The sequence below is a fragment of the Paenibacillus sp. J22R160 genome (assembly GCF_059692135.1).
In genome coordinates this window covers 65,857-89,763 of record NZ_JCAUAU010000008.1, presented here as the reverse complement: position 1 = coordinate 89,763, position 23,907 = coordinate 65,857, and the positions used below count along the sequence as shown (strand labels likewise).

Below are 23,907 nucleotides of genomic sequence, written 5' to 3'. Positions count from 1 at the left end.
TGATACATAGGATGTGTTCCATTATGGGACATTCTTTCCATCGGCCCTCCATTATTAAAAGCAACTATGGTATGATCGGATAAGATACGATTGCAATGGAGGTGATCTTTTTTGCTATCCGTGGAAAACAACTTTTTATCCGAAACAGCGGCAGCGTCTTGGAAGCGCTGTCACGAATTTGGTTTAGTGCCCACCGACCCCATTGACGATAACATTTTAACTGGAACTCACATGCAGTCTCTACTCAAACATAATGAGCAAACCATCCAATACACCGAGCAAATATTTGAACAGATGCATGCTGGCATCAAGCAATCCGGCCAGATGGCACTACTGATCGACCCGGAAGGAACCATTATTCACACGGCAGGAGATATCGACTTCTCCCGCAGAGCGCTAGCGGTTCAGCTGCAAGTAGGCGCCAATTGGGCCGAACATCGCAAAGGCACGAATGCCATCGGTGTCGCTCTCACGGAGCGGAAGCCGGTGCGCGTGCATGCCGAAGAGCACTATTATACATCCAACCATTTCCTAACCTGCGCTTCTGCCCCTGTCTTCAACGCCATCGGCGAGCTTATCGGGATCGTCAATATTAGCGGCAAGCAAGAGAATTTCCATGCCTATACCTTTACCCTCGCCTGTTTGGCTGCTCAATCGCTGCAAAACAAGATTCTGCTAGAGGAGTCGAAGAAGGAACACCTCATCACGCTAAGAGAGCTGGATCACTCCTCCCTGCATCATCCCTTGCCACTGCTCTCGCTCAGTCGGGACAACCACATCGTTCGCGCGAATCACGCTGCTATGCGAATCATAGGCTGCGATGTGATCGGTAAACCATTGCCGACGCTGAATGGCTTTGCTATTCAAACCCTACATAATGAGCATCAAAAGCTGTGGCAGTCGGTCTCCATTCGAAGGACGTCGGGAAATGGGCAGCATCTGTACACGTTCAAGGACCTCATCGGCACGTGTCCGACGTTCCTGCAGAAGAAAGAGCTGGCTCAGAAGGCTTCAACCTCTGACTTCCCTGTACTGCTCTTGGGCGAAAGCGGCGTTGGCAAGGAATTGTTCGCGCAATCCATCCATACCGCAAGCGCTCGGTCAGCGGCGCCATTCATTGCGCTTAACTGCAGCGCCATCCCAGACAGCCTAGTCGAGAGCGAATTGTTCGGCTATGTCCGCGGCGCTTTCACAGGCGCAAGCAAGGACGGCAATATCGGGAAATTCGAGGCTGCGCATAAGGGCTCGATTTTCCTCGATGAAATCGGCGATATGCCCCTTCGAGCGCAAGCTGCGCTTTTGCGTGTGCTCCAGGACGGTATGATTACTCCGGTTGGGAGCGCCAAGAGTAAAGCCATTGATGTGCGCGTGATTGCCGCAACGAATAAGGATTTGGCCGCCGAGGTGAAAACTGGCGGATTCCGGGCCGATCTTTACTATCGGCTGAAGGGCATCCCGATCACCCTGCCTGCTCTAAGGGAAAGAAGCGATATCCTGACCTTGGCGCTTCATCTGCTCCAGAAGCATGCTTCACCGTGCTGTGTCTTAACGGAAGCCGCCAAGCGCAAGCTGCTGGCCTACCGTTGGCCGGGCAATATTCGAGAACTGAGCGGCATTCTGATGCAAGCGATCTTCATGGCTGGAGGTCAGCCGATTGATGCTGATCATCTGATGCTAGAAGCTTCCGATGAAAGTGACACGGAAGAATCGGTCGAAGGGCATCCGTTGACGCTAAAAGAAGCGGAAATCAACACGATCAAGATGGCGCTGAAGGCCTCTGAGTGGAATCTCAGCAAAGCAGCCGCCAAATTGAAGATCGGAAGGACAACTTTGTACCGTAAAATTGAGGAATATGGGATTACTTAAAGAACCAATGGTCACAGAAGAGTAACTATCGTACTAAAAAGTACGTACTGTTCATCTCCTCATGAAACGTTCATAATAACAAATGCCAACAGGTGACATCCTACTGATGGTAAGGAATTATGATGCGATGAAGGCCGGTTGGCCAACATATATACAGTTACATGAGGAGGAATTACGCATGACGATCAACCATTTACAATCCACAACAACCCTGCATAACGGCGTTCAAATGCCATGGTTCGGGTTAGGTGTTTTCAAAGTAGAGGACGGTTCTGAGGTAGTGAGCTCCGTCAAAGCGGCCATTCGCAATGGATACCGCAGCATGGATACGGCAGCTATTTATGGCAACGAGACAGGAGTCGGACAAGCCATTTCCGAGGCACTTGCTGAAACAGGACTTGCTAGAGAGGAACTGTTCGTGACCTCCAAGGTGTGGAATGCCGATCTCGGCTATGAGTCGACCATTGCTGCATATGAAGCAAGCTTATCCAAGCTGGGGCTGGAGTATCTAGACCTATACCTCATCCATTGGCCGGTCAAAGGGAAATATAAAGAAGCTTGGCGCGCTATGGAAACTCTGTACAAAGAAGGCCGCGTGAAAGCCATCGGCGTCAGCAACTTCCAAATTCATCACCTGGAAGACGTGATGAAAGATGCGGAAATCAAGCCAATGGTGAACCAAGTTGAGCTTCACCCGCTTCTATCACAGCAAGAGCTGCTTAGCTTCTCCAAAGAGCATAACATTCAGTTAGAAGCATGGTCTCCGCTCATGCAGGGCCAGCTTTTCGATCATCCCGTTCTAAATGACATCGCCGCTAATCACAGCAAATCGGTTGCTCAAGTCATTCTCCGCTGGGATCTGCAGCGCGGCATTGTGACGATTCCGAAGTCGATCAAAGAGCAGCGCATCATCGATAACGCCAACGTCTTTGACTTCTCGTTAACCGACGAAGAGATGGCGCGCATCGATGCTTTGAACGAGAATCGGCGCGTCGGACCTGATCCGGACAATTTTGATTTCTAAGCTGCCAAATAAAAAAGGCACCATTCCTTCCAAAATGGAGGAAAGGGTGCCTTTTCTTTTCGTTTACCGTGCGTTCGGGTCCGCCTGCGAAACTCCAAGGATCATGCCGCTAGGGTCCGTAAAATAAGCAAGATACCCCATTCCTGGCATGCTCATTTTGGGAACTACAATGGTTCCGCCATTGTCAGAGATGGAGGCTAAGTAATCATCAATTGAGGGCACCTCGATCGAATTCACCGTTCTAGCCGCGCCATCAGGCGATTTCATTAACCCTCCGTCAATGCCCTTTTCATCCAACTCACCCGTTTGAATAAACCAGTAATCTTGCGGCCCTGGAAATTTTGAAAACTTCCATCCGAAAGCATTCGAATAAAACTCGATCACTTTCTCTGGATCAGGCACTTGCATTTCAAAACGTAACACCTTGTTCATTAAGGTTCCCTCCAATTCTAAATGATGTAACGAAATTTCTCAATTGCTGTCGAATTAGGCATAGAGCTTCGGTTCAAATGGTCATAAAAGCTGAATGGGAACTTAAACGTATGCCCATAATCCCATTCATGCTCCCTGTGATCTTTAGCCCAATAGCCATATTCAACGGGGAGCCATACCGACCGAATCGCCTCCACCAAAGGCAAACGGTCTGCGGGAGAGCTTAATGGCAGTGGCCGCTGCGGATCGAGATGTCGACTTCTGCGAAGTACCTTAACTATTTTCAGAAGCGGCTCAAGACCTCTATAGAAATAGTCCGTATAACCTAGGTCGTGAAGGATATTCAGCGCATGGGAAAAAGTAAGCATATGACCGATTAAGTCATGATGCGACTCTGCGCGATAAATCACGCTAATGGCTGACAGCTCTCCCAGAATAAAAGTCGACAGCTGCTCGGGTTGCTGAGCCGCAGGAATTTGATCGCTTTCATCGATCGACATTTTCTTTATGTCGGAAACTGTGTATCCGAGCCAGGATCTACCGGGAATCGCTTTCTCAAAGGAGCGGAGTAAGGAACAAATCTCGTCAATTTCCTCCTTTGTCCCCCATCCCCCAAGTTCACGTATAGCCAGTAAACTTACTGCCGCATAGATCACATTGTGCCCGACCCAATGAAGCTGATCGATTGAAACATCGAGAGCTTCCAAAATCGCATGCGCGGCATCCGCAAGATCCATTGGATGTTGGTCAGCATTAGTTGATCTTGAACAGCCATGTTTATCGAGCATAGCTTCGGCTTGAGCTTGAATAGACTTTTTGGTGTCCATCGACAGCTCATTCTCTTCGACAAAAAAGTAACTGGCTATCGCCGCCGCTCCGTAATGAGCGTCCCAAATATCGCCTGTCTGCCTCTTGCACGCCGAAATAATCGACAAGCCGGCATCGAGCACTCTTTTATCCATCGCGTTAATTGGCATTATGAAGGGCGTCTAGCGCTGCCCCTCTGTCTTTGAGGAAGAATACCGAGTTCCCCTGATTGCATTCATAGATAAAATCCCTCAGACTTTTACTGTCATACACATCAAAATCCCCAATAATCGCAAATTTAACCTTGTAATTCGTAAACTTCTGCAAAATATCGCCTGCAAGGCGGGTCTTAAGCTCAAAAAAGTCTTCCGTGATGTTGGATTTGTCCATCATGATTTTATGGCATTCTTCCACATATTGCACAGAAGCCATTAAGTCCAAAGCCTCCTGCACATCGCTGATGAGGATGTCATCGCTTTCGACAATAGCGACTTTGGAGTTATTTCTGATATCCACCGATATGTTCATGCATTGGCCATCCCCTTCGAATCTATTCCCGAATTGCCTGCACTGCCGCATCTAAGGCCTGAATCACCTTATCGCACCATTGGTCGAACTCCTGATCTTCTCTTTGCAACTCGGGTTTAGCTAAAATATGGGCAACGGTCGCTTTAATCCCTTGATCAAAACGAGTAGTCGCAACGAACTCCGGAACAAGACGCTTCAGCTTCGCATTGTCGAAAACAACGGAATTCGCCTTATCTCCAAGCAAACCGCCTCTGTAGTTCTCCGTGCTGCACGCATCCAGAAATTCAGATGAAACATGCACAGCCTGCAGCTTGACTCCAAGCGCGCTAGCAATGGCTTCATATATTTGATTCCAAGTAAGAGATTCATCGGATGTGATATGTACGGACTCCCCAATGGCATGAATATTGCCCATAAGGCCAATAAAACCCTTAGCAAAGTCGCTATTGTGCGTCATTGTCCACAGTGAAGTCCCATCCCCATGAATGATCACGGGTTTGTTCTCCAGCATACGTTTGGCGACCTGCCAGCTGCCTTTACTACCATGCACGCCAAGCGGAATGGAGCGTTCATCGTAGGTGTGGCTCGGTCTTACGATTGTAATAGGAAAACCATGGTCACGGTACTGCTTAAGTAAATATTCCTCACAAGCAATCTTGTTTCTCGAATACTCCCAATACGGATTGGATAAAGGCGTTCCTTCCGTAATTCTATAGTCAGACAGCGGTGTTTGGTAGGCAGATGCTGAGCTTATGAACATAAATTGTTTCGTTTTACCTTGAAATAAGCGGTAATCTCTCTCCAGCTGAGCCGGTTCGAACGCGATGAAATCCGCAACGACATCGAACTCCAAGTGTTCAATTAAACTAGCGACATGCTCTTCATCGCGAATGTCCGCGGTGAGCAAACTAGCCCCCGCCGGCAATGATTCATTTCTTGTGCCTCTATTCAGCAGATAAAGCTCGCACCCGCTTTCCAGCAGCTGCTTTGTAATTGCTGAACTAATTGTACCTGTACCTCCAATAAATAGCGCTTTCATCTTCCACCTCCAGGATTCTTGAACAATCCTTTATTTATTCGCCATAAGGACATTGAAACCTCCTATGCTGATCAGCTAACCCCACCTAGTACAAAGGGCACCCCATGGGTGTCTTTTGTACTTCCAGAATTTGCTAGCATATAGATCCTGTGATTAGGTCTAAATATGTATTTTTTTGCTTTTCTGTAATTTTCATAATATTTAAGTAATTTACATCCGATATCCAAGATAAGTTTTGGAGGTGATAATCACGAGAAATGGTCAACGGGGGACTATAGGCACGAGCTTCCGAGGACAAAAAGAACCCTTGTCATAAAAAAATGTAAGGAGGAATTCATGTGAACACAACATTACAAAGAGGAAGAAAACACAACATGCGGCTTCTGGCTGCGGCGCTGCTTCTGGCATCCAGCGTAGGGGCATATCCAGGTGCCACGTACGCAGCCGACGATTATTCCCGCACGGAGTCGTTCGAGGGCGCTGCGCTTCCTTCCACCTGGCAAGTGGAAAACGGCGGATCGGCTGAGCTATCAAGAAAGCATTACAAGCACGGGGGCAGCTCCTTGCACTGGACATGGTCGAATGGCTCCAAGCTGCGCGACACGCAGCCTGCCAATCTAGCCGCAGCGAACGTCAAGCATGGCGGCATGAAACTATGGATTTATAACGAAAATCCAGTCAATGACCAAGTGACGTTCAATTTAGGCAAAACGACAGAAATCAACAATGGCATCAATCACTTTTCGATCAAAGTGAACCTGAATTTCAAAGGATGGCGGGCCGTTTGGATCAAGTTTAGAGAAGAAGGTAAAAATCCCGCTTATACGCAAAACATGAATGAGCCGCTCGAGGCGATGCAAATCATTCCCCCTGCCTCCGTACCATCGGGAAGCCTTTATTTCGATAACTTGGAATTTTCCCCTTCGATGGTAACGGCAAGATCCGCCGATTACCAAATGCCCAAGCCTGGCCTAAATGTCGGCCAAAGCTCATGGGATAATGTCTACTTTTACAGCCAACAACAGCCTACGCTCCCGCTGCCAGCGACAATCACTCCGCAGGAAATTAGTGCCTTCGATATGATCTCAAGCCGGTATGATAAGTGGATTTATGGCGATGCCCTGCAGTATGCACAGTTAACCGGGCCGATCAAAACGAGATATGACGCCCTCCAACGTTTCATTCAAGCGGGGCTTGCTGCGTACAACGCGCTGCATATCATCAGACACCCTGATGGTACAATGACCGGAGAAGCGCTATATGCAAACGCAGACCCTCATTCGCTTAAATTCGGCGATAATGTCAGCCAAACGGTGCTGTTGCCGCTCGTTTTCGACTACAAGATCAACGGTAATGTGTTAAGCAAACAAAAAGCGATCGATGTATTCGATTATATGAACGACCAAGGTTGGGCGAATGGCAGTGCCATCGGCACTCAGGATCATGAAGCAAACCGGCACAGCGGGTACTTTCATGCCGTCTATCTTATGCGCAATGAGCTGAAGGCTGCAGGTATTTTTGAACGGGAGCTCAACACGATATTCTGGTACACGAACTTCGGTAAAACATTCGATAATTCCGTTTACGAAGAGACGACGGCGGACGAAATCAGAACAAAATTCATGTATGACTTACTTTACGTTCTCGGTATGGATAACACGCCTAAGAAAACACAGTACATGAAAGGCCTCGTCGGCTTATATGAACAAGCGCTGCAAATCGCACCTGGTTTCGCTGATACGATCAAGCCTGACGGTACCCTTTTCCATCATCGCGGAGTCTATATGAATGCATATGGGGATCATGCGATGCAGACAGCTTCGCTGATTGCCTACCTATTGAGCGGAACTCCTTACGCCCTATCCGATGATGCAAAGAATAACATCAAGAAAGCACTACTCACATTAGAGCTAGCTTCCAATAAATACACCATGCCCATCGGGGCAACCGGACGTTTCCCCACTACGACCAGCCCGCTGACTAGTCTGCAGGCATACGCCTACCTGGCCTTGGCCACAACCCCAATTGACCCGGAGCTTGCTTCCACCTTCACAAGACTTTGGGAACCGCAATCCAAGTTGATGCAAGGCCTATTTAAACAAGCCGACTCGTACGGTGTTGAGTATCTGGATACGCTTGGCGGCCTGCAGCTTGCAGAACAACTGTCGAAGGCGGGGGTCACGCCGAAGGCCAATCCGCAAGGATACTGGGTCATGCCCTATGGCACAATGGCTGTCAATCGAGTGAATGACTTGCTGATCGGAATAAAAGGTTGGAGTAAATATGCTTGGAACTTCGAATCTGCCAACAATCAGAATGTGTATGGCGCCTACCAGAATTACGGCAATATGCAGATACTGAAAAACGGACTGACTTCCGGAATCCTCGAAAGTGGAATTAACCTTGACGCCGGTTGGGATTGGAGCCGTTGGCCAGGTACGACTGTGAAACACCTGTCTCTCTCTGAGCTGGCACAAAAGACGGATCATATGCGACTTTTTACGGACAGCACCTTCGTAGGGGGGGTATCCTCTCAGAAGAAATATGGCGTTTTCGCTATGAAACTGCATGATACCGTCTTTGATTCAAGTTTCCGAGCCAACAAATCGGTCTTCTTTTTTGGGGATAAAATGGTCAGCTTAGGCTCTGATATTCAAAACACGGACGCCATGCACAATACGGAAACTACCTTGTTTCAATCGTATATGCCGAGCAGTTCGATGCCATTTTGGTATAATTCCGACACCTCGGTCACTAATGCGACTTATACGAGCACGATCACAAGTACAACCCCGGCCTGGATCGTAGATCCTTATGGGAACGGATATGTGCTGCCGAATGCGGCTGGCACCGTCATTATGCGCGGTGCGCAAAACTCTAGAAACAGCGCCGACACGAAAAATACGTCCGGCAACTACACGACGGCTTATATCAATCACGGTGCTGCTCCAGCATCGGCGGGTTACGAATATGCCATTAAAGTAGGGGCAGGAGCACAGGAGGCGGCCTCATTCGCGAACAACATGCAATACACAGTTTTGCAAAAAAATAGTAATGCGCATATTGTCAAAAACACGGAGCCGGGGAAAGAGGTTACCAGCTATGCCATCTTTAACAGCAATGTGCCGATCAATCAAGGCCTGATTCAAAGCAGCAGCAACCCCATCATGGCGATGGTCCAATCATTAAGTCCCAACCATATTGTGCTAAGCGTTGCGGATCCTGATCTGCGTCTAACCGATCTGTTAACTCCGAGTGCCATGTTGAGGGACACCGTAATATTAAAAGGCGCCTGGCATCTGAAGAATGCCAGCGGCGAAGCGCGGGTAGTTAGCGCAAGTGCTTTGACAACGACCATAGAGTTCGATGCAGTGAATGGGAAGTCAATCGATATCGAATTGATCAAATAAACGACAAGAATCTGCGCAAAGCCGCTAAGTATTGGCTTTGCGCAGACTTTTCAGATTCCGCTCCTACTTTTTATCCTTACTTTCTGGGGTTTTGGGGACTTTCCTGCCTTTAGATCCAAACTCTCGAATGTTTACTTTCGCTTCAATTTCTACGTTCGAACGGCTGAATGCATCATCCCAGTCATCCTTTACTTTCTTCCATTCCTTGTAGTTCTTGATTCTTAACTGTTCACCAAAACCAACAATATCCACTTTATAGGTGTCCTTCATTTTCGAAATAGCTTGTTCCGCAACATGCTTCACTTCATCCGCTATCAGTTCATTCGTCTTCTTAATAAAATCCTCATCAAATGCGTCATTTATGGTCCAATCTTCCCCAATACGACCCTCGGAATCAATGGCAACATGAAAGGTAATCTGCTCTCCTTCCACTATTGGTTTGATTTTTGTAGTTATACGATTAACTTCATATATAATTTCTTTCTTTGTTTTCTTATCTATTACTGTCATAACTCCTCCACCGCTTCCTTTCTTAGTCCCCAAAACCCAATTAACGCCTGAAACCTCCTCTTTCGTCAACCAACCGATTAACCGCTTCTTTTTTCCTGAAACGATAGCAGCTCCCTGCATATCGAACCCGTTCGAAATATCAATGACTTGAACCAGAAAGCTGTGCTGACTAGAGAGATAAACGGACATCTCACCCAAGGTTACTTGATGAGGTATTTCTAACGTTTTGTAATGATTCCGGGACTTTTGAAAAATATTAAAGGCAGGAATCTCTTTATTTTCCGTCTGTTTATCAAGAACGGTGCTCGCTTGCCCTTTGGAGAAATACACACGCACGGTTCGTCTCATCTCATGATCCCGCTGAAAAAAGTTTATTAAATCCATCAAATGCGTTGTGGATGTGATCTTATCGCTTATGACGATGACCTTCAAATGCGTATAATAGGGAGAACGATCCGTTCGAGTTGACGTTCTTCTAACGATTTCAAAAATGTTGGAGCCCTCATCGATAAGGTTAAAATATCCTTTTATTACGCCTTCCTTCAATCCAAGAGTCGTATTGACGAACTGCTGTGTCATTTTTATCCGGTGGTGGGCTGCGTCATCTCCCTGATCCAGTCCGATTCCGGCGATCATGCCAATTTGTTCGATTTCCCGTTTATCCCAGCACCCAGTGAGTACAAGGAATGACAGTAAGAAGAAGAAGAAGAAGAAGACCGTCCGTTTTGCACGTTGTTTCACGGTGTATGTCCCCTTTTTCTAAGTACAGCAATAAGCAACAATAAGAGCGGCATGACTCCCGCCGTGAATAAGGATATATTACCAATAAGTTCTCCGAGCTTTATGCTCCCGTTCAAATCGCTTGGGTAAATGCCAACGAAATAAATAACAACCAACAAACCAATATGCACATAGTTAATATTGATGCCCAACATTTTGCTAATGCCCAGACTTGCGATGTAATGGGAAACGATATAAGTGGTGAAAATTTCAACTAGCCAGACGGCAATGAAAATGACTTCGAAATTTTCTAAAAAAAACCCTGCCTCCTCTACGTTTTTAATTAATTCCAAAGTCGGCCAGGTTAGCATACTAGATTCTGAAACGCCCAATACATCAATAACGATAACCACATTTATCGTATACAGAACGATGATCAAGCCAACGCCGATGATAGCCGAGCGCACCATATTATTGGGCTTATCGACGAAAGCGGAGAACACCATAATACATTCAAAACCCGAATACGAAAGTGCTGTTGAGAGAAGGCCGCTGAAAACAGGACGTATTCCTTCGCTTAGAACCGGACGCAACCTATCAATGTCAAATTCTTGGACGCTGAGCAGCATGACTAACAGAATGCTGATATAGGTAATCGGCAATAAAAACTCCATGAGTCGGGCTATCGGATTTATTTGTCCCAAGAGTAAATAACCGGCAACAAATAAAAAAGTGATCATTGTCACTTCAATCGGTGTTTGATCTAACAGGAATTGCCTGATAACCTCGGCTTGCATACGCACCTCGAATGCCGCCATCAAAATGTAGTACACGCAAAATACGACACTAAAAGCAATCCCTATCGCTTTGCCTACAATCTCCTTATTGTATTCAAAAATGGTTTTCCCGGGAAATCGCTGGCTTACCTTCGCACAAATGACGGCTAACAGCACAGAGATTAACCCCGCTATGATGATGCTGATCCATACATCAGGAGTACCAATCTTCTCAGAAGTGGCCCTTGGCAGCGTGAGGATGGACAACCCGAGAATCATGGATGTGTTTAAGACAGTTAATTGCGAAATCGAGATCTGATCACTTCGCATAATCTTCATGTGTCCATTCCCCTTTCACTAGTTGTCTTTAATTCCCTCGCTTCTTATCTTTGGGATCTAATATCTTCGGTCGCTCTTTTAACCATTTCAAGGGATATTTAATAATCGAATCCTTCCAGTCTGACGCGTGATAATGCACGTACACGCCTGCATAGTTGGTCCCAAAACTTTTTAACTTCATCATATGAGACAGGAGCAGCAGCGTAACCATAATAATCCCGTATAAGCCTAACACTGCAGCCGCAAGCATCATGAAGAACCTCAGCAAACGCATAGCAATTCCTGCCGAATATATCGGTATCGTATAGGATGCGATTGCCGTCACCGCCACGACAATGACCATGATTGGGCTCACAATACCCGCCTGTACCGCCGATTGCCCGATGACTAGACCGCCGACCATACCGATCGCTTGCCCAATTGGCTTGGGTAGCCGAATAGCGGCTTCACGTAGGATTTCAATGGTTATTTCCATCATCATGGCTTCTACAAAGGTGGGAAATGGAACACCTTCTCTGCTGGAAGTGATCGATATGGCCAACTTGGTGGGAATTAGCCCCTGATGAAAAGATATAAAAGCAATATAAAGTGATGGCAAATACAGTGAAACAACGACGAGTACATACCGCATCATGCGGATTAGACTTGAATAGATCCAGCGTTCGTTACTGTCTTCCGGAGAGTAAAGCATCATCGGAAATGTCACTGGCACGATAAGGACAAACGGTGTGCCGTCCAAGAGAATAGCCACTTTGCCATCCATCAACGCTGCGACAACTCTGTCCGGACGTTCTGTATTCATGATTTGGGGGAAGGGCGAGAACGAATTATCTTCAATAAATTGTTCAATAAACCCCGATTCTGCTGCATCGTCAATATCGATCGTTTCGATCCTGCGACAGACTTCTTCCACAATCTGATCGTTAGCTATATCCTTAATGAAAGTGATGATTAGCTCTCTCTCGGTACGCTTGCCAACGTGATACTGGAGCATCGTGAACGAGGGATCTTTAATCCGCTGACGGATTAGTGAAATATTCGTTGAAATATTCTCAACAAAACCTTCGCGCGAGCCCCGTACCACGGATTCCGACTTCGGTTCTTGAATGCTTCTTCCTTCTTGATGTGCCGTACTAAGGATGATATAACTGCTAATTTGATCAATGATGAGTACGGTATTTCCTGATAAAATATTGCGAATACACGCCGTCACCGAGTCGATTTCGATCAGTTCGGAAAGCACAATCGTGGTGCTCAGCACTCTTTCTTTGAATCGATCCGAATGAAAATCGTCGTCTGCAGCTACCATCTGCATCAGTGGTTGCAGCACGCTTTTATTAATAACTTCCGAACTCCCGATGGTAGTAATATAGATAATTGCCGCTTTCCGCCCTGTACTTCCAAGTACAATTTCTCGCAAAATAACATCATGATTGTGCCCGATGACATCCATAATCGATTTAACACTGTCTGAAAGGGATTCACTCGCAATCAATTCCATTCCCCACCTTCCAACGTCATTTGTCAGATCTTCTTGGTATTATTTGTTTGGAAAGAATTACTTATACTAACTAAACAAAAACCCGACCAGCTCTACTGAGCTAATCGGGTTTCTAACTGCTGATTGGCGCCTTTATGATCCACTTACTCGCATCGGCGCGAAAAAAGCTTCCTCTACATCTCGGGCAGGCAGCGGCCGACTGTAATAATAACCTTGAATCTTTTTACAGTCATTATCCATTAAAATATCCAGCTGCTCCTTCGTCTCGATGCCTTCCGCAATGACGTCCATATTCAAATGCTGCGCCATGGAGATAATCGTTGCAACTATCGCTTTATCATTATTGTTCTCCGTAATATCGCGGATAAACGAACGGTCAATCTTGAGCTTGTGGATCGGCAGAAGCTTCAGATAACTCAAGGAACTATATCCCGTTCCGAAATCATCCAAACTGATCCGAATGCCCGATTCCGTCAATTCATTTAAAATACTTCTAGAAACAGATGCATCCATCATCATGCTTTCCGTAATTTCCAGCTCCAAATATTGCGGCTCAAGTTCAGTTTCCTCTAGAATTTCCTTAATGTACATCGCCAAATTGGTCTGATGAAACTGCTGCGAGGATAAATTGACGGAAACAGGAATCAGAGGTCCGCCTCCACGATGCCATTCTTTCATTTGCCGGCAAGCTTCTCTCAGCACCCAGGTGCCCATTTCATAAATAATGCCTGTTTCTTCTGCAATGGGAATGAAAACGCCTGGAGAAATCGTGCCTTTCGTCGGGTGATTCCAACGAACGAGCGCCTCGACGCCAATCATCTGGCTATCCCCGGCGCGAATCTGCGGCTGATAATTCAAGAATAGCTGCTTGCGCGCAATGGCCTGACGCAGATCTACTTCCAGCTCAATTTTCTCCTGCAATTGCGCGTTCAGTTCGCCCGTATAGAACTGGTACCCGTTCTTGCCGTTTTTCTTCACTTCGTACATGGCAGTGTCCGCATTCTTGAGCAACTGCATCGCATCAGCGCCGTCGTTAGGATATACGGCTATACCGATGCTTGCTGTGACATAGAAATCATTCTCTTTAAGTCGATAGGGTACGCCAATCGCTTTAATGATTTGTTCGGCCAAATCTGCAACTTGGTCACTTGCGTAGCTGCTGTCACAGAGCAGTGTGAACTCGTCTCCACCCATGCGGGCTAAGGTCACTTGCATACCCTCCATGCACTGACGGATACGTTCACACATTTCCTGCAAAAATTGGTCTCCATACGTGTGCCCAAGCGAATCGTTAATTAATTTAAACCGATCCAGATCCATCACCATGACAGCGAACTGCTTAGCATCGCTATCAATCATTTGGCTCAGCACTTCATTGAACATTCGCCTATTGGGCATCCCCGTCAACTCATCATGAAAGGCGAGATGTTGGATCTTCTCTTTGGACTGCTTTTCTTCCGTAATGTCTTTGGCAATGATATAGCTGCCGACAACCTGTCCATCTAGGATGACTGGGGCGTTAATCACACTGAGCTCGACGCGGTGTCCTTGCTCGTGCATAATCGCAGTCTGGTAGGTCTGCATCTCTCCGTCTCGGGACTTTACGAACATCTCCCTCGTGCGCTCCTGATCCTCCGGCACAATGAAAGGTAAGATGTTGTCTATCGTTTGATTGCGGAACCAATCACTGGTTAGCCCTGTGAGTTCCGTTACAGCTGAGTTGAACCCAATAATGCGATACTTCCTATTGATCGAAATGATGCCATCCTGATTATTTTCAAATAAGGATTTATACCATTTTTCATGCTCCTGAATTTCGTTGTCTTTGCGTGACAATCGATTGGAAATATAAATGCCAAAAAGCGATAAACCCAAAGTGAACAGCGTACCTCCCGCGATCGTATATGCCAAAAGCTTCTGATCCAGAAACATACCCTTGGTTTCGTCTAAGGCATCAAGCACTTGAAACTGCGCTGCATACATGCCCGTATAGTGCATGCCAACTACGGCAGCTCCCATGATTAAGCCGCTGCCTAGCTTCTTCCACATTTTACTTGGCTCTGTACCCTTACGGAAATAGAAAGCTAGCCACAACGCCGCAATGGATGCCACAACAGCAATGAGAATCGATAAAACGAAATAAACAGGCTTATAGGTAATATTAATTTCCATCGCTGCCATCCCAATGTAATGCATTGCCGAGATGCCCGTTGCAAGCAGCAGTCCTCCTGCAAGCAATAAATGCCAGGATAACTGACTTCGACCAACCACATACAAGGCAAGGAAAGAAGCCGCGATAACGACCACGACGGAAAGTATGACATTGACTAAGTTATAAGCAACTGAAACGTTCAGCGAAAATGCAAGCATCCCGACAAAATGCATGGACCATACGCCGAGCCCCATTGCGATCGCTCCGAAAAGGAGCCACAACCAGCGAGATACCCCTTTGGAAGTGCTGATTCTTCCTACTAAATCGAGGACTGTATAGGATGCCACGACAGCAACCACATAGGAAAATGCAACTAAAACCATATCGTATGTACCATGCAGATGATGCACTTCTAAACCTCATTTCAACTATAAAATATTGGTATTTAAATATAATATATATATTACCTGATTTATAGAGAGATAAATAGCATCCTATCATGTAAAAAAAGGCTAACTGATTCACAGTTAACCCTTTCGACACAGATTATGCCATTTAGTATAAATGGTGGATTTGAATGTCCTTGTTAAATTCCCTCAAATATTCAACAATCAGCCGTCTATGACACTGATGCGGTTTATGTTCGCTGCATAAGAAGCACACGGCTTCCTCTTCCCCAAGAAAAACATCCATCTTATGCTCTATCTTACGTTCCGCGATCAAATCTACATAGATTTTTTCAAATTCATCCCAAGCAATTAGCTTCTTCTTAATAGCTTCTAGAAGCTCTTTTGTTGGTGCTAAATCAAGCTCGTGTGCATATTTGATGTTTACTAGCTCCAAGATGTAGGTTAAATCTTCCTTTTTCGCATAGCCCGCTAGCTGCGACACATTATTAAGCCTGGTATCAACAACCTTGGTCACTTGATTTTCGCGCAAATGATTCACGAATGTTCGTAAGGATTTCTCAGCAAAACCGATCGTATATACGCTGCTCATGGTCATTTTCACCCCTAATTATCCAATGAATTATTATTGAGCCACCGGCTCCGGAGTTAGCACTCTCGTGTTTGGTTCGGCTTGTGCTGGTCGAGTAACGGGTGCTGGTACTGGCACTGCCGTAGGCCTTTTTACATCACGGGTTGGTGGTGCTGGCGTTACCTCGCTCGCTTGTCTCGGTTTCTCCACGGCTTGAGCTGCGGCAGCTCGCCTCAACTCCTCGACCGATGCTGTGGGTGATGGTTTCGACTCGTTGGCCCTTGAAGCGGCAGCTATTGACCTTGCCTCTTCGGCAGTAGCTGTCGGTGGCGTAGTTGGTGTCACAGAGTCAGCTGATTTTGTTTCACCTGTTGTTTGCATTTCCGTCTTTTTATCCGTATCTGTTGTTTGTGTACTTGTATTTGTTGTATCCGTCGTCTTTTGATCAACAGTCGGCGAGCTCGATGGAGCTGAAGACTGCTTATCCACATTAGCATTCGTCAATGAACAACCGCTAATTATTAGAACAGCGGCTAACCCAACGAACGACCACCGGTACGAATTAAATTGAAACTGTTTAATCATAATAATTCTCCTTTTTAACTGAGATTTGCTGCCAGATAAATTAACATTTCCAGGTACGCTAACAGGACGTGTAAAGCTTTCTAATAATTGAATGAGCGTATATCCATAACTCTCTCTTTTCGCTGGCTCAAGATAAGAAAGTGCTAACGCATCGCTTGCAATCTCCTGATCTTCACGCATGCGTTGATTCGCGTACCAAAGGACAGGATTGAACCAATGAATAATCAATAAAAATTGCATGATCCAATTAACTCCAATATCATTTCGTTTACAATGTGCCAGTTCATGCAGAAAGATATGCCGTATTTGTTCCTGATCTAAGCTGTTAACCACCCTCTGCGGTATAACTAATTGTGGGTTCCAGAATCCAAATAGAGTCGGCATCGTCAATTGATCCGATACGACTAGCGTGACCGGTTTATGTACCGACATAAGCTTTTGACATTGAGTGAACAACTGCAGGATGCCGATGTCTGTTATCGGACTCGTTTCTTCTGTTATTTTCAGCGCAAATTTACGGTTGATCACAAATGTATAGATACCAAATACGACAATACCAAGCAGCCATACATACATGGAATACCTGTACAAAATATGACCGGCTGATTCCACTGCAACAAATTCCTCGTGCATTCCTATCTGAACCGCTGAGTCGATTTCGTGCATGCTATCAGGGTAAGATATCCAATTATAGATGCTTAAGTCGCTTTCCAGGTCCCAGGGTAGGAGAAGTCGCACCATCACCAACAACCACATGAGATAGTGCCATCTAGGTTTTATCCGTTTATGCAAGATACGCTGAGTCAGCATGATCAACACGACCGTAATAGCTGCCATTACCGATACAGACAAAATCCATTCAAATATACCCTTGAGGAGTTCATTGGTTTGGTTCACTTTCACCCTTTCCTTTCGGATTTATTTTCGAGAATATGTTTTAGTTCTTTAATATCTTCCTCCGAAAGCTGCTCCTCCTTCAAAAAGTTAACCAGCATCGGCTTAAAAGCACCGCCATACATTCTTTTTAGAAAAGATTGCGTCTCTGATTTCACACACTCACCCTCAGAAACTAAAGGGAAATAGGCATACACTCTGTTTTCTTGCGTAAATGACAGGGCCTGCTTCTGCGTTAATCTGTTCAACAGGGTTCGAATCGTTTTGGGCTTCCAATCCGTCTGGTCCTGCATAGCTTCAATCACTTCATTCGCCGTACGTGGTGATTGGTTCCAGAGCACTTTCATAACTTCCCATTCAGCATCCGTAATATGAGGGACAGTTTTCAAATTAGCTACCTCCTTCCTTATGGATTACAAATGTAATACACACTCAGTATTACATTTGTAATCCATTCTTGTCAAGTTCAACGATTGGTCGTAAAATATCGAAAAAAACCACCCTGTGTCATCGAAAGATCACTTCTTCATCCTGCTATTGTCCGTTTTTAATTATAAATTACTTCAAAATCTATTGTATCAAAAAAAAAAACACCCCTAATCGGGGTGCTTTTATTTCTCCGTGGAGATGTTACTTAAGGTTTTTGCTTGGCTCAGTCCTACGAGTCCGATATGACGCTAATAATGTTGGCCAATCTGTTTGAATTACATCGATTTTCTTATCAAATAACTTACCCCACCCTAGATCGGGATCTTGAATAATGGAGATATCATCATCCAAACGACCGAATAATACGGTCTCATCATCCAGAGTGATTGCGTTCGCCCATACAAATAAGTTCATATTGTGCAGCTTTTCGATGACTTCATCTTGGAATAAAGGATGAGTTTCCGAAGTGGCGATTAATTCCAGTCCAACTAAATTGAGGTTTTGATAAGTAAGCACAGTCTCAATGTCGTCTAAGGAATGGGTGATTGGCATGAACATATATTTCGTTTCATACTGATCCAAGAAGTCCAATTGTTCTTTTACAACGGGTCCTTTTAGAATTAACTGATTCGCCATATCGTATTTATCCAACTCAGGCAATAATTCAGGCCAAATATCCCAAGCGCGGTCAATATTAATGAGAGCATCTCCTTTAAAATAAGCAAGGACATCCTCAAGTCGTTCTACCTTATAATTGTTTCTTACATTATCTTTGTTGAAATAAGTTAAGCTATCGATTTTCTTCGAATCCATTGTTTTAACATTATCGGGCTGTTGGAGAAGTCTTTTCTCCGCCCCATCATGAAAAACAAAGAATTTACCATCTGTGGATTTAAATACATCAATCTCCAGCATATCTCCACCGAGTTGAAGGGCAGCTTTTAACGCTGGAATGGTATTTTCGATGATATTACCTGTCGCACTTCCTCTATGAACTGCAATTAATACGCCACGCTCATCCAGTTGTTTATTCAATAAAGCGTTGATGTGGTTGTACGCTTTTTTCCCGATCATCCTGTTCCACCCTCACCCCAAATTTTGATCATACACATGATAACACTCAATATTGGAACGTGTCAATAAATTGATTCTCATTACGTTATTGTTTGCGTTGGGAGTAAAATAAGTTAATATTGAAGGGTAGAAGTCGAGGAGGTTTATAGTGTGATATGACAATTACAATAAAAGATATTGCAAAAGCAGCAGGAGTTTCGCATGGCACAGCATCTAATGTTCTGAACGGGAAAGGCAACGTCAGCGTTAGAAAAATTCAGCTAGTTGAAGAAGTTGCGAAAAAATTAGGCTATAAAATGCACTATAAGGCGAAATCCCTAAGATCAGGGGCAACCAACTCCGTTTCTATCATTGTTCCCACGATTGAATCCGATGAATATGTTCAACTGTACAAAGGTTTAGATAAAACGTTAACTAATTTAGGGTACCGCACCCATTTATATATCACCTATGACTTGCCGAATAATGAAAAAAGTATTATTAAAGCAATTGCCGAAGAACGTGTTACTGGCATTGTAACCATCTCCTGCTTAGATAATGCGAATGAGTACTATGAAGAAGTGGATATCCCCAAAGAAAATGTCGTTTTTATAAATAGACAGCTCCAAAATGCCGAACAGTTTATTTCTTTTGATTTTGAGAAGGCTGGCCAGGAGGTTAGTGCCTTTATCAAAGAAAACGAGTATACGTCAATCGGTATTTTCTCTGATGAAATGAAATTTTCGAGTGAGAAACTTTTTGTTGATGCGATCGTTCAAAATGCCAAGGGTGTAGAGATAAAAAATATGCTTCATGCCCATTTAAACCAATCGCACATTAAATCTTTCGAGTTCTTCGAAAATGAACCTCCGGATCTTGTCATCACGACAAGCTTGCGTAAAGCGAATTGGCTGAAAAATGCGCATTTCTTCGGTTCCATGCAAAAACCTCCAAAAATTTTAAGTCTAGGCATTGCTCAATCCTCATTTACAGATGAATTAATCGTATATCAACAAAACTATCATTTGTTAGGCCGCGAAATCGCTGAACGTTTAATCGAACAAGTCAACCATCCGAAGAAAGCCGAAAAAATGGTTATGGATAACAGCGGTATATCGAATTGGACATTATTGGAGAAACCTCATTCGAAAAGCTCGCTTGCGATACTAACCATTATTAGTCCGACTACGGATGCACTATTAAAGCTGCTCCCGCAGTTCACCAAAAGTACGGGCATACAAGTCACATTGGATATTAAATCATTTGAAGAAATTTACCAAATTCTTACTGATAAAACGAATGTTAGTCATTACGATATCGTTCGTATGGATATGGCCTGGCTTCCTTGGTTCGGGAAGGACGTATTTCAGCCAATAATGAAGATGGACAATCATCTGGACCAGCTCATTCAGTCGTTGCCGTTGCATATGAAAGAAAATTACTCACAGATTGAAGGCACGTCTTATGCGGTTCCATTCGATCCTAGTATTCAAATGCTGTTTTATCGCAAAGATTTATTCGAAGATCCGAAAATCAAGCGCATGTATTACGAAAAGTACAAGAAACAGTTAACCATTCCTCGAGATTTTGCTTCCTATACAGATTTGACTAGGTTCTTTACGAAATCATATTTCAAACATTCGCCAACTGAGTTTGGTACGAGCGTTACCTTAGGCAAGTCGGAAATTATCGCTTTAGAATTTTTAACAAGATACTACGCGGAGAACGGCAAGTTAATACAGGGAAATGAACTTAAATTACATGCAGAAATTGCGAGCAAAGCTCTTACTAACTATTTAGAAACGGTTTCCGTTGCGCAGAAAATTAACGAGTCTTGGTGGGGAGAGTCTGTCAATAGCTTCACCAGAGGTACAACCGCCATGGTCATCGGGTTCATGAACCACGTTTCCAGGATTGCGAATAGTGACTATGGACACTTTGTGGGTTCGGCTCCCGTGCCTGGCGATAAGCCGATCTTAGGCGGAGGCGTGATAGGGATCACGAAGCATACTCCAAGAATGAAAGAAGCGGTTAGTTTCATAAATTGGGTTAATAAGATTGAGATTGCAGAGCAAATCACGTTATTAGGTGGAACTTCGGCAAACCCTAATGTTTGCAACAATCAAACGATATCCATGCTTTACCCTTGGTTGTACGAAGCGAACAAAGCGAATGTGGAAGGGATTCGCGATACGAAGTTCTCTAACGGTGACGGATTTAATACCAAAGAGGTCGAGCGAATAATCGGCTTATCGATTGAAAATGCTATAAATAATCGGCTTACTATGGAACAGACCATTGAGCAAATCAACAACAACTTAACGTTATTCTCGCATCAATAAATAGGTACTATTAGAATCCACCTTTTAAACAAAGGTGGGTTTTTTCATATCCAAGATTTATGAGAGGTCTCCATAAAAATGAATCAAATGTTTGGGCAATGTAAGCGCCAAGTTAATTCTTTGCAAACTCATTGACTCGTTCCAATGTGGTTAATATAATAAAAATGAAATAAAATGACACGTTCCAATTTGATTGAATTGAGGTGATAGGTTTCAAATCCTATGGCTGTAATTAAGATGAACAGGTAAATCAACTTTCTCAATAAAAAGGAGTAAAACCATGAATTTTAAAAAATCTGTGTTAATCATGACGGGGCTTATGTTAGCGGTACTGATGTTTTTAGCTGGTTGTGGAAATAATAATTCAGCAGGAAATTCTTCAAATAATGCATCAACGGCATCTACTACCCCTGCAGCCGTTAAAAATGATGGCAAATCGTTAGTTATCTATTCAAACTCCTTATCTGATGGCCGAGGCGATTGGCTGAAAGAGAAAGCTGCAGCGCAAGGTTATAAACTGGAATTTGTAGAAGCCGGTGGTGGAGAAATTACCAATCGTTTAATCGCTGAAAAGAACAATCCTGTGGCGGATGTGGTTTTCGGATTAAGCACAATCGATTATGAAGGTTTTAAAGCGCAAGGCTTATTAGAGAAATTCAAGCCTACTTGGTCCGATGAAGTTACAGCAGGTTTGAACGATAAAGATGATTATTATCATTCCTTAGTTAAACAAGCCATTCTCCTCATCTACAATTCGAAACTTTATGATGAGAACACAGCGCCAAAGGATTGGACTGATCTTTGGACGAAGGATGAATTCCACAATAAATATGATGCTCCTACTGCTTTTGGCGGAGGAACAATTCGAGCTGTTATTGCAGGTATTTTAGTCAGATATCAAGATCCAAACGGCGAGTATGGCATTTCTAAAGAGGGCTGGGATCAGATTAAAAACTACTTGAAATTTGGTTATCATGCTGCACAAGGTGAAGATTTCTATGCTAACCTGGCAAGTGGTAAATCCCCATTAGGTCCAATGTGGTCAAGCGGCATCGCGACACGCGAGGAAAAATACGGTGTTAAAGCAGGCATTGTGAAACCAGCTAACGGAGTTCCGTTTGTTGTTGAGCAAGTTGCAATCATTAAAGGAACGAAGCATATGGACACCGCGCAACAATTTGTAAACTGGTTCGGAAGTGCAGATGTGCAACTAGAATGGTCGAAAAAGTTCACTAGCATGCCGGCAAATGAGAAAGCTCTTGCAGGCGCAGCTAAAGAAATCAAAGATCTTGATGCTTCTTTGAAAGCACAAAACATTGACTGGTCCTTCGTAGCAAAAAACATCAATAAATGGGTAGAGAAAATTGAACTTCAGCTTTTACCATAATGACTGAAAATCCATCCATCAGATTGGTTCTGTATATCGCTTTACAGAATCAATCTGCTCGATGATTTTTTTTGCAAATCATGTGTCTACTAGGAGCAGGGAGTGCGAGAGATGATTGAATTTAAAGATGTTGAAATTAAATACGGTGATTTCGTCGCCATGAAGAATTTAAATTTGAAAGTCGAAGAAGGGGAATTTTTCACCTTATTGGGTCCTTCTGGCTGCGGGAAAACAACGACACTACGAAGTCTCGTCGGATTCGTAAATCCTTCAAGCGGCGGTATTTATGTAAATGGGGCAAATATTACAAATTTATCCGTCGAAAAAAGAGAAATCAGCATGGTATTTCAGAACTACGCCCTATTTCCAACGTTAAATGTTTTTGAAAATATCGCATTTGGCTTGAAAGTTAAAAAGTTACCCAAACAACAAATTGAAGCTGAAGTGAAAGATATTGCACAAAAAGTCGATTTAAGCGATGAGCAGTTACTTAAAAAAGTATCTGAGCTATCCGGCGGTCAGCAGCAGCGCGTGGCGATTGCAAGAGCTTTAGTACTTAAACCGAGTATTCTTGTTATGGACGAGCCTCTCTCCAATCTGGATGCAAGCTTACGCGTACAATTGCGAAACGAACTGAAAAAACTGCAGAGGAAATTCGCAATCACGTCCATCTATGTCACACATGACCAGGAAGAAGCCTTATCCTTATCCGATAGAATTGCCGTTTTTAATAAAGGTGTTATTGAGCAAGTAGGAACTCCTTCGGAAATTTACAATCAGTCGGCTACCGAATTTGTATGCAATTTCATTGGGGACAACAATCTTCTCGACTCTCGCCTTCTGGAGAAAATCAAAGTTCAAATCAGCAAACCTCTAGATGTGTCGAAAGCTGCTTACGTACGAACAGAAAGAGTGCACTCCTCTGCTCGCTCAGCTGCTCCTGGCATGGCTAAGTTACAAGCTAAAGTGGTGGATGCTGAGTATTATGGACTTTATACCAAATACACATTCGATATTGGCGGGTCGACGATTAAAAATATGGAAAAAGAAGACGGTATGACGAAATATGCAATAGGTGATGAAACCGAGATCTTTATTCATTCTGATGATATTAAGCAATATTAAGGGGGGCTTC

Annotated in this window: 18 protein-coding genes; 6 read left to right on the top strand and 12 right to left on the bottom strand. The window is 44.3% G+C overall.

Features of this window, described 5'->3' with window-relative positions; genetic code table 11:
- Window positions 1–120: 120 nt before the first annotated feature.
- Complete coding sequence (locus AC58UW_RS18570; protein ID WP_497422098.1) at window positions 121–1,866, top strand: sigma-54-dependent Fis family transcriptional regulator; 1,746 nt, start codon at window positions 121–123, stop codon at window positions 1,864–1,866.
- A 178-nt stretch (window positions 1,867–2,044) separates the two neighbouring features.
- Window positions 2,045–2,890, top strand: a complete 846-nt coding sequence (locus AC58UW_RS18565) for an aldo/keto reductase (RefSeq protein ID WP_497422097.1) — start codon at window positions 2,045–2,047, stop codon at window positions 2,888–2,890.
- Window positions 2,891–2,953: 63 nt separating this feature from the next.
- Here the strand turns inward: AC58UW_RS18565 and AC58UW_RS18560 are convergent, their stop codons facing one another.
- From AC58UW_RS18560 to AC58UW_RS18545, 4 genes are read right to left on the bottom strand one after another with little or no spacing between them, the layout of a single operon-like run.
- A complete protein-coding gene (locus AC58UW_RS18560; RefSeq protein WP_497422096.1) occupies window positions 2,954–3,322 on the bottom strand; it encodes a VOC family protein in 369 nt (122 codons plus the stop codon).
- Window positions 3,323–3,339: 17 nt separating this feature from the next.
- Complete coding sequence (locus AC58UW_RS18555; protein WP_497422095.1) at window positions 3,340–4,299, bottom strand: hypothetical protein; 960 nt, start codon at window positions 4,297–4,299, stop codon at window positions 3,340–3,342.
- Window positions 4,289–4,657 (bottom strand): DUF4180 domain-containing protein, encoded by a 369-nt coding sequence (locus AC58UW_RS18550; protein WP_497422094.1) that lies wholly within the window; start codon window positions 4,655–4,657, stop codon window positions 4,289–4,291. The genes AC58UW_RS18555 and AC58UW_RS18550 overlap by 11 nt, the downstream gene beginning before the upstream one ends.
- A gap of 22 nt (window positions 4,658–4,679) precedes the next feature.
- A complete protein-coding gene (locus AC58UW_RS18545) occupies window positions 4,680–5,696 on the bottom strand; it encodes an SDR family oxidoreductase (protein WP_497422093.1) in 1,017 nt (338 codons plus the stop codon).
- A gap of 338 nt (window positions 5,697–6,034) precedes the next feature.
- On the opposite strand from AC58UW_RS18545, the gene AC58UW_RS18540 reads away from it, so the two are divergent.
- Complete coding sequence (locus AC58UW_RS18540; protein ID WP_497422092.1) at window positions 6,035–9,106, top strand: chondroitinase family polysaccharide lyase; 3,072 nt, start codon at window positions 6,035–6,037, stop codon at window positions 9,104–9,106.
- A 63-nt stretch (window positions 9,107–9,169) separates the two neighbouring features.
- Here AC58UW_RS18540 and AC58UW_RS18535 read toward each other — a convergent pair whose 3' ends face one another.
- From AC58UW_RS18535 to AC58UW_RS18500, 8 genes are all read right to left on the bottom strand, one after another.
- On the bottom strand, window positions 9,170–10,357 hold the full coding sequence (locus AC58UW_RS18535) for a Ger(x)C family spore germination protein (protein ID WP_497422091.1): 1,188 nt from the start codon (window positions 10,355–10,357) through the stop codon (window positions 9,170–9,172).
- Window positions 10,354–11,451, bottom strand: a complete 1,098-nt coding sequence (locus AC58UW_RS18530; protein ID WP_497422090.1) for a GerAB/ArcD/ProY family transporter — start codon at window positions 11,449–11,451, stop codon at window positions 10,354–10,356. The genes AC58UW_RS18535 and AC58UW_RS18530 overlap by 4 nt, the downstream gene beginning before the upstream one ends.
- Window positions 11,452–11,479: 28 nt before the next feature.
- Window positions 11,480–12,952 (bottom strand): spore germination protein, encoded by a 1,473-nt coding sequence (locus AC58UW_RS18525; protein ID WP_497422089.1) that lies wholly within the window; start codon window positions 12,950–12,952, stop codon window positions 11,480–11,482.
- 132 nt (window positions 12,953–13,084) lie between these two features.
- Window positions 13,085–15,514, bottom strand: coding sequence for an EAL domain-containing protein (locus AC58UW_RS18520; RefSeq protein WP_497422088.1), 2,430 nt, complete (start codon window positions 15,512–15,514; stop codon window positions 13,085–13,087).
- Between the two features lie 145 nt (window positions 15,515–15,659).
- Window positions 15,660–16,103 (bottom strand): DUF488 domain-containing protein, encoded by a 444-nt coding sequence (locus AC58UW_RS18515; protein ID WP_497422087.1) that lies wholly within the window; start codon window positions 16,101–16,103, stop codon window positions 15,660–15,662.
- A gap of 33 nt (window positions 16,104–16,136) precedes the next feature.
- Window positions 16,137–17,564, bottom strand: coding sequence for a M56 family metallopeptidase (locus tag AC58UW_RS18510; protein ID WP_497422086.1), 1,428 nt, complete (start codon window positions 17,562–17,564; stop codon window positions 16,137–16,139).
- Window positions 17,565–17,566: 2 nt separating this feature from the next.
- Complete coding sequence (blaI, locus tag AC58UW_RS18505; protein WP_497422085.1) at window positions 17,567–17,950, bottom strand: penicillinase repressor BlaI; 384 nt, start codon at window positions 17,948–17,950, stop codon at window positions 17,567–17,569.
- 241 nt (window positions 17,951–18,191) lie between these two features.
- On the bottom strand, window positions 18,192–19,064 hold the full coding sequence (locus tag AC58UW_RS18500; RefSeq protein WP_497422084.1) for a glycerophosphodiester phosphodiesterase family protein: 873 nt from the start codon (window positions 19,062–19,064) through the stop codon (window positions 18,192–18,194).
- 155 nt (window positions 19,065–19,219) lie between these two features.
- Here AC58UW_RS18500 and AC58UW_RS18495 point away from each other — a divergent pair, with 155 nt between their 5' ends.
- The 3 genes from AC58UW_RS18495 (at window position 19,220) to AC58UW_RS18485 (ending at window position 23,897) form a co-directional block, all read left to right on the top strand.
- A complete protein-coding gene (locus AC58UW_RS18495; RefSeq protein ID WP_497422083.1) occupies window positions 19,220–21,385 on the top strand; it encodes an extracellular solute-binding protein in 2,166 nt (721 codons plus the stop codon).
- A 280-nt stretch (window positions 21,386–21,665) separates the two neighbouring features.
- Window positions 21,666–22,772 (top strand): extracellular solute-binding protein, encoded by a 1,107-nt coding sequence (locus AC58UW_RS18490; protein ID WP_497422082.1) that lies wholly within the window; start codon window positions 21,666–21,668, stop codon window positions 22,770–22,772.
- 111 nt (window positions 22,773–22,883) lie between these two features.
- Window positions 22,884–23,897, top strand: coding sequence for an ABC transporter ATP-binding protein (locus AC58UW_RS18485; protein ID WP_497422081.1), 1,014 nt, complete (start codon window positions 22,884–22,886; stop codon window positions 23,895–23,897).
- Window positions 23,898–23,907: the final 10 nt, after the last annotated feature.

Bases quoted from the DNA above. Each gene is read 5' to 3' on its own strand.
- AC58UW_RS18545 (WP_497422093.1), bottom strand. From the start codon at position 5,696: ATGAAAGCGCTATTTATTGGAGGTACAGGTACAATTAGTTCAGCAATT.
- AC58UW_RS18530 (WP_497422090.1), bottom strand. From the start codon at position 11,451: ATGAAGATTATGCGAAGTGATCAGATCTCGATTTCGCAATTAACTGTC.
- AC58UW_RS18515 (WP_497422087.1), bottom strand. From the start codon at position 16,103: ATGAGCAGCGTATATACGATCGGTTTTGCTGAGAAATCCTTACGAACA.
- AC58UW_RS18495 (WP_497422083.1), top strand. From the start codon at position 19,220: ATGACAATTACAATAAAAGATATTGCAAAAGCAGCAGGAGTTTCGCAT.
- AC58UW_RS18560 (WP_497422096.1), bottom strand. From the start codon at position 3,322: ATGAACAAGGTGTTACGTTTTGAAATGCAAGTGCCTGATCCAGAGAAA.
- AC58UW_RS18555 (WP_497422095.1), bottom strand. From the start codon at position 4,299: ATGCCAATTAACGCGATGGATAAAAGAGTGCTCGATGCCGGCTTGTCG.
- AC58UW_RS18500 (WP_497422084.1), bottom strand. From the start codon at position 19,064: ATGATCGGGAAAAAAGCGTACAACCACATCAACGCTTTATTGAATAAA.
- AC58UW_RS18550 (WP_497422094.1), bottom strand. From the start codon at position 4,657: ATGAACATATCGGTGGATATCAGAAATAACTCCAAAGTCGCTATTGTC.
- AC58UW_RS18485 (WP_497422081.1), top strand. From the start codon at position 22,884: ATGATTGAATTTAAAGATGTTGAAATTAAATACGGTGATTTCGTCGCC.
- AC58UW_RS18565 (WP_497422097.1), top strand. From the start codon at position 2,045: ATGACGATCAACCATTTACAATCCACAACAACCCTGCATAACGGCGTT.
- AC58UW_RS18490 (WP_497422082.1), top strand. From the start codon at position 21,666: ATGAATTTTAAAAAATCTGTGTTAATCATGACGGGGCTTATGTTAGCG.
- AC58UW_RS18525 (WP_497422089.1), bottom strand. From the start codon at position 12,952: ATGGAATTGATTGCGAGTGAATCCCTTTCAGACAGTGTTAAATCGATT.